This window comes from Dellaglioa sp. CoH-56-MRSF-12 (genome assembly GCF_056782075.1).
Genome location: NZ_JBXAYD010000002.1, coordinates 184,292 through 199,716 on the forward strand (window position 1 = coordinate 184,292; position 15,425 = coordinate 199,716).

Here is a 15,425-nt window from a genome sequence, read left to right on the forward strand (position 1 = left end):
CCCCTAACTTTTAATGGACACCGAGTGCCATTTTTGCATACCTAGACATACGTTCAATTGACCAGGCTGGACTCCATATAAATTGTACAGTTACTTTTTTTATTTCTAGCACTGGCTTTAACGCATCTTCGACTAAATCAGATAGAACACCTGTTAACGGGCAACCCATAGTGGTTAAAGTCATTTGTACATTACAATTATTGTCATTGTCTAATTCAATCTCATATACTAAACCTAAATTAATAATATCCATATCCAATTCAGGATCCATCACTTTTTCTAAATGTGTCAAAATATCTTGCTTAATTATTTCTGCACTTCGTCTTTCACTCATAGGATTAATCCTCTCTTGAATAGCTAATATTACTAGTTTATCGTTTCTATTTTAGCATTGCAATCTATTGTTTTAATGTTACTGAACTCTTTACTTTTTCTAAAAAATAATGTTATACGGCGCCAAAGTTACTATGAAGCCGGATTAAATTAAAGATACGATTTTATAACAATAGATAAAAAAAGGTTAAATACGTTTGAATACTGCATACTCAAATGCTATCCTGAACTAACTAAGATAAAAAACTGTAAATCTTACTACACATAAGTTAAGTTGATGGAGGAACAATAACGATGAACAAAAAGTTAATTACAATTGATTTAGATGGCACAACTTTAAATAATAATGCAGAAGTTAGTTCAACAACAAAAAAAGTACTTACTCAAGCAACAGCTGAAGGACACATTGTCAGTATTGTAACGGGACGCCCATATCGTATCTCAAAACAAATTTATGATTCATTAGGGTTAACAACTCCAATGATTAATTTTAATGGTGCCCTGGCACATATTCCACATAAAAATTGGGATAAATCATACGAATATACAATTAATCGAGATATTGTTTTTGATATTCTTAACGCTAGAAAAGAATTAGGTATTAACATGTTAGCAGCCGAAGGAAAAAATATGTTATTGGCTGACAATGCAAGTCAGCTAGTGAAAGGCTTTTTCCCACAAGTTTTAAGATCAAATCAAATTCTTAATAAACAAAATTTACAACATGATCCGACATCAATTACGATGTTTGTCGATCAAGATAAAAAACAATTAATTACATCTAGACTACTTGAAAAATATGGTGATGTTATCGAAGTCAACACTTGGGGCGGACCAAAACCTGTTCTAGAAGTTGTTTCAAAAGGGATTCAAAAAGCAATTGGTGTTTCTTATCTAGCAGATTACTATGGTATCTCTCAAAAAGATATCGTTGCTTTTGGTGATGAAAGTAATGATAAAGAAATGCTTTCATATGCTGGCTGGGGTGTGGCAATGAAAAATGGTACTTCTGAAATTAGAGGTCTAGCCAATGATGTTACCTCTTTAAATAACCAAGAAAATGGGCTTGCTCATTACTTAAAAAATTATTTAAATTTAGCTAAATAATCGTTAATTAGTAACAGATCAGTAATGGTCTGTTATTTTTTTATAAAAAATGACTTCTGGAATATACCAGAAGTCATATTTAATGATATTTATTTTTCGTCGCTTTTTAGAATACCACCGACACTATAACGATCTTTACGCATTTCATTTAAAATTACATGGATATGCTCTGTAGGTGCACCAGTATTTTTTGAAACAGCTTCAGTCACATCTTTAACTAAATTTTTAAGTTGTTCTTGTGAACGACCTTCAATTAAATCAATATTTATAATTGGCATAACGAATCTCCTTTTTATTTAGTTGATTGCCCTTTTCTTAATAATTCTTGTTGGTCTGAGTTTAGGAAATTGCCTTCAATATCAGCGGTATTAACTAAGTTCATAAATGCATTTGGATCAACATCACTAATTGTCATTTTTAAATTATATAATTCATAACGTGTAATAACTAACATCAAAACTTTACTTTCTTCATTTGAGAAAGCGCCCTTTGAGTCAATAACTGTAATTCCACGAATTAATGATTTTTGGAGCGCTCCAACAACTAAATCTGCTTCTTTTGTAACAATAAATGCTGTTAACTTTTGATGCGATGTATGGATGTCGTCGACAACTCTAGACATAGCATAATTAGAAATAATTGTATACAAAGCACTTTCCCAACTGAAATAAAATCCAGCCGTTAAAATAATAATCATATTTGTTGATAACATTAATGAACCGACTGTTTTACCTGTCGTTTTAGCTAGAACAAGTGCGATGATATCCATCCCACCAGTTGAAAAACCAAATTTTAATGCTAATCCAACCCCAATACCACTTATTACACCACCAAATAATGCTGCCATTAATGGATTAGTTGATAATTGATGAACGGGTAAAATTACCGTAAAGAGAGATGAAGAAGCGACGGTCAGTACACTATAATATGTAAATGAACGTCCTACTTTATACCAGCCTAATATACCAATTGGAATATTTATTAACATAATTAGATATCCAGTACCAATTTTAATATGAAATAGATCATAAAAAATAGCAGAAAGTAATTGGGCAATACCATTGGCACCAGCTCCAAAAATATTTCCTGGAATCAGAAAGAAATTAAGGGATAATGCAATTAATAATCCCGAAAATACAATTATAACTAGTCGTTTATTTTTATCAGAAATTGATAACTTCATAAATCTCCCTCCTATTATATGTGACTCTTTTCATTTTACCTTTTATTAAACAATAATATTAATAAAATGAGTAATCTCTCATTTTAAATTTCTATTAAACTAACCTTATACAGCGTAACCGGTTAAATACGAATATTTATTTACAAATGGCGTTTAAAAATAGCAATTAAATGATAAAATGGTAATATCTAAATTTATTTACTGGGAGGAGAAATATCCATGACGACAGACCCTTTTAATTTTTCAGCATGTACAAGTGTTTTAGCTGGTTCTAAAGCAACTGCAGATGGGTCGACTTTTATTGGCCGTAATGAAGATGCAAAAACAGCATGGCCAAAACATTTTGTTATTCATGCTCATACAGAATTTGAACAATCACCTTTATTTGAATCACCAGATAATCACTTTAAAATGCCATTACCAAAAATTCGTGGTAAATATTCAGCTACTCCTGAATGGACACCAAAATTTGGTGTTTTTGAAGAAGATGGCTTTAATGAATATGGTGTGGCTATGAGCGCTACTGAAAGTGCATACGCTAATAGCCGGGTTCTCAGTTACGATCCCTTACTAACTGAAAACGGAATTGGTGAGGAAGCAATTGTAACAATTACTCTTCCCTATATTCACTCCGCAAAAGAAGGTGTTAGTTACCTTGGATCATTAGTAGAAAAATACGGTTCAAGTGAAACAAATGGTGTCTTGTTCTCTGATCAAAAAGATGTTTGGTATATGGAAATTGCAACCGGTCACCATTGGGTTGCGCAACGTATTCCGGATGATTCTTATGCAGTTGTTGCCAACCAACTAGCTATTCAAGAAATTAACTTTACTGATTCCGCTAATTTTATGTTTAGTTCTGGTATTCAGAAATTTGTTTCTGATAATCATTTAAATAACCAAAAAGATTCATTTAATTTTAGAGATATCTTTGGAACTCATGATCAATCTGATGCCATTTACAGCACACCAAGAGTTTGGTATGGCCAATTACTTTTAACACCATCAGTTGCTTCACAAGATCCTATGAGTATGAATTTACCGTTCATTCGTCAGGCTGATCATTTAATTCAACGTGAAGATTTAGAACAAATTCTTGGCTCACATTTCCAAGGAACTCAATATGATCCGATTGGAACTGGTTCAATCAGTGATAAACATAAATTCAGACCCATTAGTTTAGCAAAAACACAAGAGTCTCATATTTTACAAATTAGACCTGATTTACCTTTTGAAATTGGTGGTATCCATTGGCTATCAATGGGTGTTACGGCTCAAAGTGCTTATGTACCTTTCTTTGCTGGTATTACGGATACACCGGAGAATTATAAAATTGGTACCGATGTATATGATGACAAATCTGCTTACTGGTTATATAAACAATTAGGTATTTTGGTTGATTCACATTACTTAGAATTTAGCTCATTACTGAAAGATCTCCAAAAAGATTTAATTATCCAATTCAATGCCTCCGTAAAACGGATTCAAACAGAGGCAATTTCTAAAAGTGGTACAGACCTAACAGATTTTTTAACTGAAGAAAATCTAAAAATTACTGAAGCTGCTGAAATCAAGGTTAAGGCCTTAATTAGTCAGCTAATTACATTATCAACTGACCTATCACCATTAAATTTTAAAACTGACCAAAACTTATAAATATAAGAAACCGAAAGGAATTACAAAAGTCTTATGGACAAACAAAAGAAAATTTCCCTAACAAGTTTCATTTTAATGATTTTTACAACTATTTTTGGATTTGCAAATACTCCCGTCGCCTTTATTCAAATGGGTTACGCTAGTATTATCTGGTACGTTTTAGCAGCATTCTTCTTTTTCTTACCAACTGCTTTGATGTTTGCAGAATATGGTTCAGCTTTAAATGAATCAAAAGGTGGCATTTATTCTTGGTTAGCTGAATCAATTGGCCCCAAACTTGCTTTCACAGGAACATTTATTTGGCTTTTTGCATGGATTGTCTGGATGGTATCAATTGCATCTAAAGTTTGGATTCCACTTTCAACAATTTTTTCTGGAAGTGATCAAACACAATCTTGGGCTATCTTTGGCCTATCTTCAACACAAACTATCGGTATTCTTGCAATTCTTTGGATTGTGCTAGTTACCTTTGTCGCTAGTCGAGGTATCAGTAGTATTGCCAAGATTTCTTCAGTTGGTGGTATTGCTATTTTAGGTTTAAATGCTATCTTTTTACTATTAAGTATTGTTATTTTAATTGTTAATCATGGTGCACTCCAAGAACCATGGCATGGTATGACAAGTATTATAACTTCTAGAAATCCTAGCTATCAATCACCTATCGCCCTAATTTCATTTATTGTTTTTGCCATCTTTGCATACGGTGGTATGGAATCAGTTAGTGGTGTTACAGATAGTATTAGAAATCCTAAGAAAAATTTTCCAAAGGGTTTAATCATTTCCACTTTATTAATTCTTTTTGCTTACTCAATCTCAATCTTCTTCTGGGGTGTTAGTACAAACTGGAGTAAACTTGGTGGTCAAAATGCCAACTTAGGTAACATCTCTTACATATTGATGGAAAACTTAGGTAATTTTGCAGGTCAAAGCTTTGGTATGAGCGCAAGTGCTTCGACAATTTTTGGTCATACACTTGCTAGAATTACTGGTTTAAGTATGTTCATGGCTTATACAGGTGCATTCTTCGTCTTGATTTACTCACCACTCAAATCATTTATTCTTGGAACACCTAAGGATATCTGGCCAGCAAAAATGACGAAATTAAATAAGCATAGTATGCCTGAATTTGCAATGTGGATTCAAGCTGCCGTCGTTATTGTCATTATCATGGCTGTTTCATTTGGAGGTTCAAATTCAACATTATTCTATTCAAAATTAACGTTAATGGGAAATATCTCAACTTCTGTACCTTATCTATTTTTAATTGGTGCATTTCCATTCTTTAAAAAACGTCAAGACTTAAATCGACCTTTTGAAGTTTATAAGAATAGAACACTTACAAATATTATTACTATTGTCGTCTGGTTAGTTTTAGCCTTTGGAATTATTTTCACTGTTATCAGCGATACATTAAGTAATGCTCTCTGGATGATATCTGGTCCTGTCCTTTCTGGACTAGTTGCTTTCCTTTACTACACACGTTATGAGAGAAAAATTAAAAAATAAACTAAAAAAAATCGTAAACAATTTTTATTGTTTACGATTTTTTATTAGTTTTTAACAAGACTTTCTAAGCTAACATTACCTGTTAATAGTCCTGAATTATCTCCATGTAATGCTAAACTGTTGAATCGTTCATTAACGACAAGTTGCATGTTCTCATCCATATAAGTTTTGCTGTACCCTTTTACTCTAATGGGACCTAAATCTGAATCAATTGTTCCATCATATGCCTTGCTATCGTTCTGGTCATCAATTACTAACATTCTAAAGCTTGAATCTAACGTACATGTTCCTTCATTTGATAAAGCACCAACACCATCGTCAAAATCAAGCAAGATTTCTGAATCATTACCCATAAGTTTCATAATCTTGCTTTTTGCGTCTTCACTTATTTTTAAATACATGAAATTACCAGCTTTCTTATTTAATAATTACATTGTACACCACTGATTATTTTAGACAAGCATGACGACTCAGGTTCATCATGGTATGATAGTTCTAATTAGAAAGAGAGGAATATAATGACCAAAATTAGTATAGTAAACAACTTATTTGATAGTAGTTCACAATTTAAAAGTTCACATTCAATCTTTCAATTTAACGTTAATTCACAACTAAATGAACAAGCAGACGCTCTTTTTCTTTCATACTTCTCAATAGATATCCATGAAAAAATTCTTGAATCTTCTATGATGCAAAAATTACCTATCTATTTATCCAAAGAGGCATTTGAATTAAAACAACAATTTGTCTTACTAGGTAAAATTAGTGAAACACACTTAAATTACAAAATTATTCCGATTAACACCGCACTAACTATTGGAGATTTTACAGTGATTGGTTTTTTATCAGATTCAGTACACACGGGTTCATTAGCTTTTTTAGTAGAAGATGAAAAGCAGAAGTACTCCTTCTTAGCTGGTGATACTCGCTTAGCTGGACCTCATAAAAAGAGAACGAAGAAATGGATTCACGACTTAAACCGACTACCTTTAGATGTTCTAATTTTAAATACTGTCGACACAACAGATACTAATTACTACACTGAAATTACGATTCTAGATCATCTCATTAAACTTTTAAAAGTCGAAGAATTAACTGCTATTAACGTTGCCAACGAAAATCTTTATTTAATTCATAAGTTAGCGACAGTAGCTAACAAGTTAGAAAAAATAATCGTACTAGATAAGCCAACCTCCCAATTATTGACGTATTTTTATCCTGATTCAGAAGTGATTTCATTAAATGATGCTACTTCTGTAGGAATTAAAAGGCATCCTGAGAAATATATCTTGGTAAATATAGAAAATAAGTTAGGCGATTTTAATTTGTCTACCCAAAATAGCTATTCACTGACCGATTTATTGGAAAATAATAAAGATAGTCTCCCAATCAATTCACATTTATCTTCATTAGAAGTACCTGAATTGTTAAATCGATTAACGCATAAACCTAAGCAACTTATATTGATAGACCAAAATTTTAACAATACTATTGTAACTTATTAATATTTATTCTATGGTATATTTATTAATCATTTAAAAGGACGTGAATTTGTTGGTTTTTTCTTATTTTAAAAATCCTAAAAAACATGAATTATTTTTAACCTTCTTATTAGGAACATTAAGTGCTTTTGGTCCATTATCATTGGACATGTATTTACCAGCATTACCAGTTATTCAACAACACTTACATACAACTGCATCGCTTACCCAGTTGACGATTACGACTTGTTTACTTGGATTGGCGCTTGGCCAATTAATAGTTGGACCCTACAGTGATAAAATTGGCCGTAGAAAGCCATTACTTTTGGGACTCATCTTGTTCGCTGTTACCTCTATCATCGCAGCAACAAGTCAGAATATAACAATTTTGGTTATTATCCGGTTATTGCAAGGTTTAGCGGGATCTGCTGGTCTTGTAATCTCTCGAGCAATTGCTAGAGACCTATACACCGGAAAAAAATTAACCAGTTTTTTCTCGCTCTTAATGGCTGTTAATGGAATTTTCCCGATTATTTCGCCCATACTTGGCAGTTTTATTCTAAAATTCACATCTTGGCGCGGTATCTTTGTTATCTTAACTGTAATTGGTTTTCTTTTATTTCTTCTTGTATTAGTGACGTTACCAGAAACTAACCAGATTGTGCCAGAGAAGTCGCAATCAAATACTGGTGATTCAACGAAAAAAATTCTTAAAAGTTTAATTTTTGATAAATTTTTCTTGAGTTATGCTCTAATTCAAGGCTTTATCTCAGGTGCAATGTTCTGTTATATTTCTGGATCATCATTTGTTTTACAAAATCTTTTTGGTCTATCCTCTAATATGTTCAGTTTAGTCTATGCAATTAATGGTTTAGGTATCGTTATAATGTCTCAATTAAGTTCACGAATTTCAGATACTTTTTCTGAACAGACTGGTCTAAAATTAGGTGTTTACCTTGCCTTACTTGGTAGTCTACTATTAACGACCTCATTATTTATTAGTAACTCGTTATTACTAGTGCTCATCAGTTTATTTTTAATTGTTTCAATGGTTGGTATCGTAAATACAACGGCCTTCTCATTAGCTATGCAGAAACAAGGGCAACACGCAGGAAGTGCTTCTGCCATACTTGGTGTTGGTATGAATCTAGTTGGAAGTATTCTTTCTCCATTCGTTGGGATTATGGGGGATCATTCTTATGTTCCAATGACAATTTTAATCTTACTGTGTGAAATTTGTGCCTTGGTCATTTACTTAAATATTTCCACAAAAAAAGCAGAACTATAAGTTCTGCTTTTTTTGTGGAAATATTAGTTTGTATAACGCAAAAACTTAATAATATAACTCTTTAATTATTTATACTAAAGGTGTGACATCTGATTTTGTACAGCTGTAACCTTTATGTAAAATGGGTACTATCTACAAATTGGTACTACCAACCATATTTTTAAAGCTTATTTTATCTACTGATATATATTATTTATTTTCTGTTAAACCCAGTTTTATTTGACATTCTGGACAATATCCAAACGTCTCGACATGTGTACTTTCAATTATATAACCACTTTTATTTTCCGCCTCTTGCTCTGCCTCATGAAAAGTTAATTCTGTAAATATATCTGTTATTTTGCCACAGTTAAGACAGATAGCATGATAATGTGGAATACCAAAATAATCGTAGCGCATTTTACCATCATCGCCATTAGACAATTCTATCACTAATTTTTGAGCAACTAATATTTGTAACGTATTATAAACGGTAGCTATGCCTAACCCTACGCTTCCATCTTTAATTCCGTTAAAAATTTGTTCAACAGATGGGTAGTTATGTTGCGTTACTAAATATTCAAGAATTATTTTACGCTGTGGTGTTATACGTACGCCACGTTCTTTTAAAATTTCTAAAGCCTGGTCAAGATTTTTATCGATCAATTTAACGACCCCCATTTTCTTAATTCACTCTGTTCATTATCTCATATTTCATAAAATATGTGGACTTTATCTATTGAATTGATTTATAATGATTATATATTTAGAATCATTATAACAAAGGAGAGAGAGTTATGTCTAAAAAATTATCTTTATCTCAGAAAATAAATGTTTTAAGAGCTAGTGTTATGGGAGCTAATGATGGTATTCTTTCCGTTGCTGGGATTGTCATTGGTGTCGCTGGCGCTACGAACAATAATTTTTCTATTTTCATTTCAGGTATTGCTGGTATGCTTGCCGGTACTGTCTCAATGGCTATGGGAGAATATGTTTCTGTAAGTACCCAAAAAGATTCGCAAGAAGTTGCTACTGCCAATTCCAAGTACAATCTAAAACATAATTATGATAAGGAATATAATTATGTTTATCAAAAATATTTTAAAACAGGTATTTCTTCATCCTTAGCATTAAAAGCTACAGATGAAATGATGTCGGCTAACCCATTAGATACTATTGTACGTGAAAAATATGGCTTTGATCCTAACGTCTATACGGATCCTTATGCGGCTGCGATTGCATCAATGATTTCTTTTCCGATTGGATCATTGCTGCCCCTACTTGCAATTACTTTATTCCCTGCTGAATTTAAGGTCATTGCCACATCTATTTCTGTCATTATTGCACTAGCTATCACAGGATTTAGTGCTGCAACTTTGGGTAACTCAAATCGGACAAAATCAGTTATTCGTAATATTATTTCTGGTATTTTAACAATGCTAGTCACTTACTTTATTGGTACTTTATTTGCTCATTAGGAAAGGACACTTAATTTCATGACATCTGAAACCAAAATTAAACAAAAAAAATACAAAACAATGGATGAAAAACTTAATTCACTTCGTGCAGGTATACTAGGATCTAATGATGGTATTTTAACTGTTGTAGGTGTCCTGTTCAGTGTTGCAGCAGCTACAACAGATAATTTCATTATTTTCATCGCTGGGTTAACTGATCTAATAGCTTGCGCATTTTCTATGGCAGCTGGCGAATATGCCTCTGTCAGTTCACAAAGTGACACCGAAAAAGCAGCTGTTGCCGTCGAAAAACAGCGTATGATTACGAGTCGTACTGATCAAATTCATGATGTTCAAAATTTTTATACGGCTAAGGGCGTTTCTGAAGAAACCTCTTTTGAAATTGCTACAGAATTAATGCAAAAAAAGCCACTAGAAACGATTATTAATGTTAAATACGGTCTCGAATTAGGACACTATATGAACCCTTGGGATGCCGCTTTTTCCTCACTAATCTCTGCAGCTTTAGGTGGTATTTTCCCACTACTTGCCATTATTATATTACCAAACAATTGGAAAATGATAGGTACAATTATTGCGGTTTCAGTAGCTGTAGCTTTAACTGCCTTTATTAGCTCCAAATTAGGTGATGGTAAAATTAAAGTTGCCATTATACGAAATATTATCATTGGTTTAATAACCATGTTAATTCATTATGGAATTGGCCAGTTTTTTTAGACATATCATTATGAAACCCCGCCCAAACTAGTTAAATATTTTTTCCCAACTTATTTGTTGTCATAGATACATTTTATATAGCGCATTAGCTTTCAAAATGTTTATAAATTTTGAACTAAACCACTTTATACTCTTAAAATTCATACAAAAAAGTTCTAATCACTTAGCGATTAGAACTTTTTTAATATCATTGATCAGCAATAGTTAACAAAGGCCTATATTTTATACTACTTTCAATAATTAAATACAACACTCGCCATCGACATTGTCTGTTTAATTGATATACTGTACATATTTAAGATCATTAAGACTATTTTTACAATGTGCAACTATACATAGTTCATCACAATAATAATCAAGCACTACTCTAAATTTTCTTATCATCTGGTCCACTATTTTTAGAATTTTGGGAAGCAATAATATACTGTTCAATTAAAGCAACAATTTGCTTATTTTGTGGTAAATCAGAATGTTCCGATTCATTTCCTGTGACAGTTATTTCTGTATAGGATTTCGCTTGATTTTGATAAATATATTTTCCGGCATTAACACTTTGATATGGAACAATTCCATCATTATTGTAATTATCTGTTCCAGCAATCGAGTACAACACTAAGTTAGTTGGAATTTTTTTTCGATTCTTTACAAAATCCGCTAACATCTGTGTTCTTGTACTCTGATTAGTTTCTTCACCATTATATGGTGAACCTATCGTCATTAACGTATTAATTGAGGCCGCTTTATCATCAAAATATTCTTCTAAAAATGTCGTATAAATAAGACCTCCGTTAGAGTGCCCGATACCATTAAATTGATTAAATTTATATTTATCAGCAAGATACGTAAACGCTATATCAAACCATTTAGCTTGTTTTTTTATACTATTATAGCCATTCGAATTATCTTCAAAACCAACAACTATGAAAGGTTGCATATCTCGTTTAGCTATTTTACCAGTAATTTTAAGTTTTCCAGTTTTCTGAACCGTTATCTTTAACAAACTATGCGTTCGATTTGTTGAAGTATTTAAAACATCAATCAATTCATCAAATCGATCTTGATTTGCACTGCTTCCTGGTATTAAAATAACTGGATTTAACTTTGAATTATGAATAATTCGGCTTGTTTTGACCTTTTTAGTGTTCCATGTATTTGCCGGTACGATAACAGCTAAAAAACAAGCTAAGATAGCTATCCAAATAAACACGTATTTAACTATTTTCCGTTTATTTTTCATTTAGCTTACCTCCATCAATATTCATTGCCTTATTATTTAATTTTACAAACGGCATATAAATTAAAACTGTAATAATAAGCACAATTCCTGATACAACTAATGTACTCCAATACCCATCAGTTCCTAAAAATGCCATTAATGGTGCTGGAGTCGTTTCAGGTAAGCTGTAAACTGCTGGAGGTATCCACTTAAAGTAAATACAGAAGTACCCAATCAACATTGAAACGATGGGTGATAAGATAAACGGAACCATTAAAATAGGATTTAAAATAATTGGTAACCCAAACATCAATGGAAAATTAATATTCACAAAGCTTGGAATAATTGATATTTTTGCTATTTTACGACTATTTTTATTTTTAGACATTATCAATATTGCTATAATTAAAGATAAGGTCATTCCTGTTCCACCAAAGCTACCAAAACTGTCATAAATTGTATGTATAGAGATAGGAAAAGGTACACCAAAAGACGTGCCATGCTTTAACGCATAACTTAAGTTACTGACAACCGAAGTATCATCTAAGCCGCCTTGTGCAATTCCTAAAGAACCAGAAATTCCTATACCAGATAAAACAGTATTGAAAAAGGATAAAAATAAAATAGTTATAATTAAATGCCTTGATTTAACTTCTGTTAATCTAAACATAGAATATAAGAGACCATTCACACCGATTTGATTAACCAATGAAACTAACATGACTAGTCCAATTAAAATCCCCAATATTATCACTATCGGCAACAGACTCTCTAAACCACGAGAAATAAATGTATATTGATCTACTTTTTCTTGCTTATTTTTAGGTGAAAACCATTTAAAGATATATCCTACAAAGACCCCCAAAATCAGTGAGATAAAAATCCCTTTAACACCTAACTCTTGAATCAAGAATGTCCCCTGATCACTATCAGGGTTTAAACTTGATAAATTATAATTCAAAATAAGCATCCCGACTGCCCCAGTGAATCCTGCAATTTGTTCATCTTTTTTAAAGGACCGAGTCATGTATTTTGCGCTCAAAAAAGCTGTCATTACTGCGATAAAACTCATTGTAACTGTATTAATAATTTCGAATATATTTGTTATGATTTTTTCATAAGGTAACCATGATGAAATATTATATACTTGATTAAAGAACCCTTGTTCTGATAAAACGCTAGAACTAAGCGCCATACTAAAACTTCCAATAATAATAAACGGTAAGATAATTGCAAATGTTTTTTCAATTGCTTGATAAACAAAAGTTTTTTTAAAACGTAAATCAACTCTTAACAATTTTTGCGAAAACGTCACCCATAGTTTATTCATTGAATAACCCCCTTATCTATTTTTTATTATAAACCAATAGTAACCCAACAACAAAATGTTAATTATAAACTTTGAGGGTGTACACTTTCTGGTGTTGGTAAAATAAAATTCATCAACACCAGTTTTTTATTCTGAAAACAAAAAAAGAGGCCACCGGCCCCTGCTATGATTAAGTTGCAAAACATAATCAAAAGCGAGGGATGCTGATGATCACAATTAATTCCGCACTATTACTATTAGGAACAGAAGACGAAAATATTAAGAAAATTAACGTTTCCGATGATTTTGTTAGAATAGTATCACGTAAAAGAAAAGTTAATATCATAGATGCACCATTAACATACATACCTCCAAGAGACCCAGATTGTGGCTATTTAACTATGATCAAAAATGGAACACGTTTAGTTAATGCTAGAATTTCTAGCGTAAATGGCTATGAATTTCATTTGCGATTACGGAACCAACGCTTTATTTGGGCTTCATGTCAAAGTGCGATTGATGCTGAAACACATAATTTTGTAGCGATACTGCCTAATCGTTTTAACAGTGTTATTAAGGAACATTTTTTTAATGCATATATTCTAAAAGAAAGACAATTTGTAACCTCTGTTGTTGTAGACCTGAATGCTCAATATCAAAGTATCATTCATCAACTATTCCCAAATGCTTAAATAATTATTGATCGTTTTCATTTAGTTTAACTGGCTGGTAAAGCCTTAGATTGTGTTCGTATAGATACTTTAAATCAGATAATTGATCATAAAAATAGAGAATATAAATCTTTAAAAACTCAGTTATTAGAAAACTATCAACCAAATAACAGTGAAATGGATACTGTAATAACCACTTTCATAAAGAATCCACATTATATTGAAAATATTTTTATCTTCAACTTATTAAAACGGTCCTATAGAAGGACTTAATCGAAAAATTAAAACACTTAAACGTAGCAGTTACGGTTTCGGAAACTGACATCATCTTTTTGAAAGAATTTTATTAATTCATAACTAAAAAAAGGAAATCCTTTTGGATTTCCCTTAATTAGATTAGACGTTTATTGTCTCACCATCACTATTTGACGCAGACCCAATTTAATCTACGCTTTTGATTATAAACAAAAGCCCTAATGTAATTCCCCATTCTATTACCAATATAATAATCAGTTCCCACAAAGGAATTATAGTTAATAACAAAAATGCACCACCTGGGAGTGAAAGTACTAATATACTCACTGTAATAATAAAAAAATATTTCCAAAAACGTTTTAAATATCTATTAGGCATTATAGCTAGGATTATTAACAATAAAAATGTTAATAATCCCATGACCACTGCCAAATCGTCCCATAATGTGCCTCCAAAATAATATGAAAATGGCGCTAATTTTCCATGTATTACTATACTTGGATAAATGAGACCACCATAACATAATCCACTAAAAAGAAGTAGTCCCCGAAGTATCCATCCGCTTGCTTCTTTAATTACTTTCATTTTAAAACCCCTCTCTCAGATTATTATGATGTTATTTTATGAATATCATTTGGCTTGAACGGACTACTAAAATTGCCAAGCAATCCATAATGTTTCTTTTTTCTATATGCCTCAACATGAGCACCCTTTTTGTATATTGCTGAAAAAAATCTTTCTTGCTCGCATGCTTTGCTTTGTCATCTTATGCAATCATTTCAGTAAGAGTAGTTTTAGCACCCGGCTTAACTTGATTTTCATATACAGGCCAAATAGATGAACTACACAAATCATAAAACTCTTGATAGTTCATATCCTATTGCTTAATTTTACCCTCTTTGACTCCTATATTATATGCTTTAGTTATATCACGGCTCATAAATGTATCCTGAGCATAAATATGATTAGGTACTAATAATACTGAACAAAACTTCATTAAAATAGCTATTACTTTAATACTTTTTCATTAACAACAATCTAACGCTATCATAATTTTAATGTTACTTCAAATAATTTAACTATAATATTAATCTAAGTTAATACTTTAAAAACTTAAAAAAGCCAGCCTCTTAAATTAATACTTTTTTCCGTAATGCACAAAAAGAATTAAAAAATTGATAAAAATATATCTATATGTTATTGAAAATATTAATTATAAACTTTAATTAGAAATCGAAAACTTATA

16 protein-coding genes are annotated in these 15,425 nt (G+C 31.7%); 8 read left to right on the plus strand and 8 right to left on the minus strand.

The genetic code is table 11. From position 1 onward, the window contains the following. Positions 1–10: 10 nt before the first annotated feature. Complete coding sequence (locus tag AC1RPY_RS02675) at positions 11–334, minus strand: metal-sulfur cluster assembly factor (protein ID WP_481761283.1); 324 nt, start codon at positions 332–334, stop codon at positions 11–13. Between the two features lie 293 nt (positions 335–627). Between AC1RPY_RS02675 and AC1RPY_RS02680 the strand changes: the two genes are divergently transcribed. Beyond that, complete coding sequence (locus AC1RPY_RS02680; RefSeq protein WP_409022582.1) at positions 628–1,440, plus strand: Cof-type HAD-IIB family hydrolase; 813 nt, start codon at positions 628–630, stop codon at positions 1,438–1,440. Positions 1,441–1,529: 89 nt separating this feature from the next. On the opposite strand, the gene AC1RPY_RS02685 is transcribed toward AC1RPY_RS02680, so the two are convergent. Together AC1RPY_RS02685 and AC1RPY_RS02690 are read right to left on the minus strand one after the other, a co-directional pair. Continuing rightward, positions 1,530–1,718 carry a 2-hydroxymuconate tautomerase gene (locus AC1RPY_RS02685; RefSeq protein WP_481761282.1) on the minus strand — a complete coding sequence of 63 codons (189 nt, stop codon included), beginning with the start codon at positions 1,716–1,718 and terminating at the stop codon, positions 1,530–1,532. A 14-nt stretch (positions 1,719–1,732) separates the two neighbouring features. Then, positions 1,733–2,623 carry a YitT family protein gene (locus tag AC1RPY_RS02690; RefSeq protein ID WP_409022584.1) on the minus strand — a complete coding sequence of 297 codons (891 nt, stop codon included), beginning with the start codon at positions 2,621–2,623 and terminating at the stop codon, positions 1,733–1,735. A 219-nt stretch (positions 2,624–2,842) separates the two neighbouring features. Between AC1RPY_RS02690 and AC1RPY_RS02695 the strand changes: the two genes are divergently transcribed. Both AC1RPY_RS02695 and yjeM read left to right on the plus strand, forming a co-directional pair. Continuing rightward, positions 2,843–4,279: a C69 family dipeptidase gene (locus AC1RPY_RS02695; RefSeq protein WP_481761281.1), complete on the plus strand. Its 1,437-nt coding sequence runs from the start codon at positions 2,843–2,845 to the stop codon at positions 4,277–4,279. A 33-nt stretch (positions 4,280–4,312) separates the two neighbouring features. After that, positions 4,313–5,785, plus strand: a complete 1,473-nt coding sequence (gene yjeM, locus AC1RPY_RS02700; protein WP_481761280.1) for a glutamate/gamma-aminobutyrate family transporter YjeM — start codon at positions 4,313–4,315, stop codon at positions 5,783–5,785. Positions 5,786–5,829: 44 nt separating this feature from the next. On the opposite strand, the gene AC1RPY_RS02705 is transcribed toward yjeM, so the two are convergent. Next, positions 5,830–6,186, minus strand: coding sequence for an iron-sulfur cluster biosynthesis family protein (locus AC1RPY_RS02705; RefSeq protein ID WP_481761279.1), 357 nt, complete (start codon positions 6,184–6,186; stop codon positions 5,830–5,832). Positions 6,187–6,303: 117 nt separating this feature from the next. Here AC1RPY_RS02705 and AC1RPY_RS02710 point away from each other — a divergent pair, with 117 nt between their 5' ends. Next, positions 6,304–7,290 (plus strand): MBL fold metallo-hydrolase, encoded by a 987-nt coding sequence (locus AC1RPY_RS02710; RefSeq protein WP_481761278.1) that lies wholly within the window; start codon positions 6,304–6,306, stop codon positions 7,288–7,290. Between the two features lie 49 nt (positions 7,291–7,339). After that, positions 7,340–8,554, plus strand: a complete 1,215-nt coding sequence (locus tag AC1RPY_RS02715) for a multidrug effflux MFS transporter (RefSeq protein WP_481761277.1) — start codon at positions 7,340–7,342, stop codon at positions 8,552–8,554. 189 nt (positions 8,555–8,743) lie between these two features. Here AC1RPY_RS02715 and AC1RPY_RS02720 read toward each other — a convergent pair whose 3' ends face one another. Further along, the gene (locus AC1RPY_RS02720) at positions 8,744–9,199 is read right to left on the minus strand and encodes a Fur family transcriptional regulator (RefSeq protein ID WP_481761276.1); all 456 of its coding nucleotides are present in this window, start codon (positions 9,197–9,199) and stop codon (positions 8,744–8,746) included. 131 nt (positions 9,200–9,330) lie between these two features. Between AC1RPY_RS02720 and AC1RPY_RS02725 the strand changes: the two genes are divergently transcribed. Next, positions 9,331–10,011 (plus strand): VIT1/CCC1 transporter family protein, encoded by a 681-nt coding sequence (locus AC1RPY_RS02725; protein ID WP_481761275.1) that lies wholly within the window; start codon positions 9,331–9,333, stop codon positions 10,009–10,011. 18 nt (positions 10,012–10,029) lie between these two features. Continuing rightward, the gene (locus AC1RPY_RS02730; RefSeq protein ID WP_481761274.1) at positions 10,030–10,728 is read left to right on the plus strand and encodes a VIT1/CCC1 transporter family protein; all 699 of its coding nucleotides are present in this window, start codon (positions 10,030–10,032) and stop codon (positions 10,726–10,728) included. A 367-nt stretch (positions 10,729–11,095) separates the two neighbouring features. On the opposite strand, the gene AC1RPY_RS02735 is transcribed toward AC1RPY_RS02730, so the two are convergent. Together AC1RPY_RS02735 and AC1RPY_RS02740 are read right to left on the minus strand one after the other, a co-directional pair. After that, positions 11,096–11,965 (minus strand): alpha/beta hydrolase, encoded by an 870-nt coding sequence (locus tag AC1RPY_RS02735; RefSeq protein ID WP_481761273.1) that lies wholly within the window; start codon positions 11,963–11,965, stop codon positions 11,096–11,098. Continuing rightward, a complete protein-coding gene (locus tag AC1RPY_RS02740) occupies positions 11,955–13,274 on the minus strand; it encodes a PTS transporter subunit EIIC (RefSeq protein WP_481761272.1) in 1,320 nt (439 codons plus the stop codon). Before AC1RPY_RS02740 ends, AC1RPY_RS02735 begins: the two co-directional genes overlap by 11 nt. A gap of 206 nt (positions 13,275–13,480) precedes the next feature. On the opposite strand from AC1RPY_RS02740, the gene AC1RPY_RS02745 reads away from it, so the two are divergent. Then, entirely contained in the window at positions 13,481–13,945 is a 465-nt protein-coding gene (locus AC1RPY_RS02745; RefSeq protein ID WP_481761271.1) for a transposase, read from the plus strand. A gap of 420 nt (positions 13,946–14,365) precedes the next feature. Here the strand turns inward: AC1RPY_RS02745 and AC1RPY_RS02750 are convergent, their stop codons facing one another. Continuing rightward, positions 14,366–14,764, minus strand: a complete 399-nt coding sequence (locus AC1RPY_RS02750) for a hypothetical protein (RefSeq protein ID WP_481761270.1) — start codon at positions 14,762–14,764, stop codon at positions 14,366–14,368. Between the last annotated feature and the right edge of the window lie 661 nt (positions 14,765–15,425).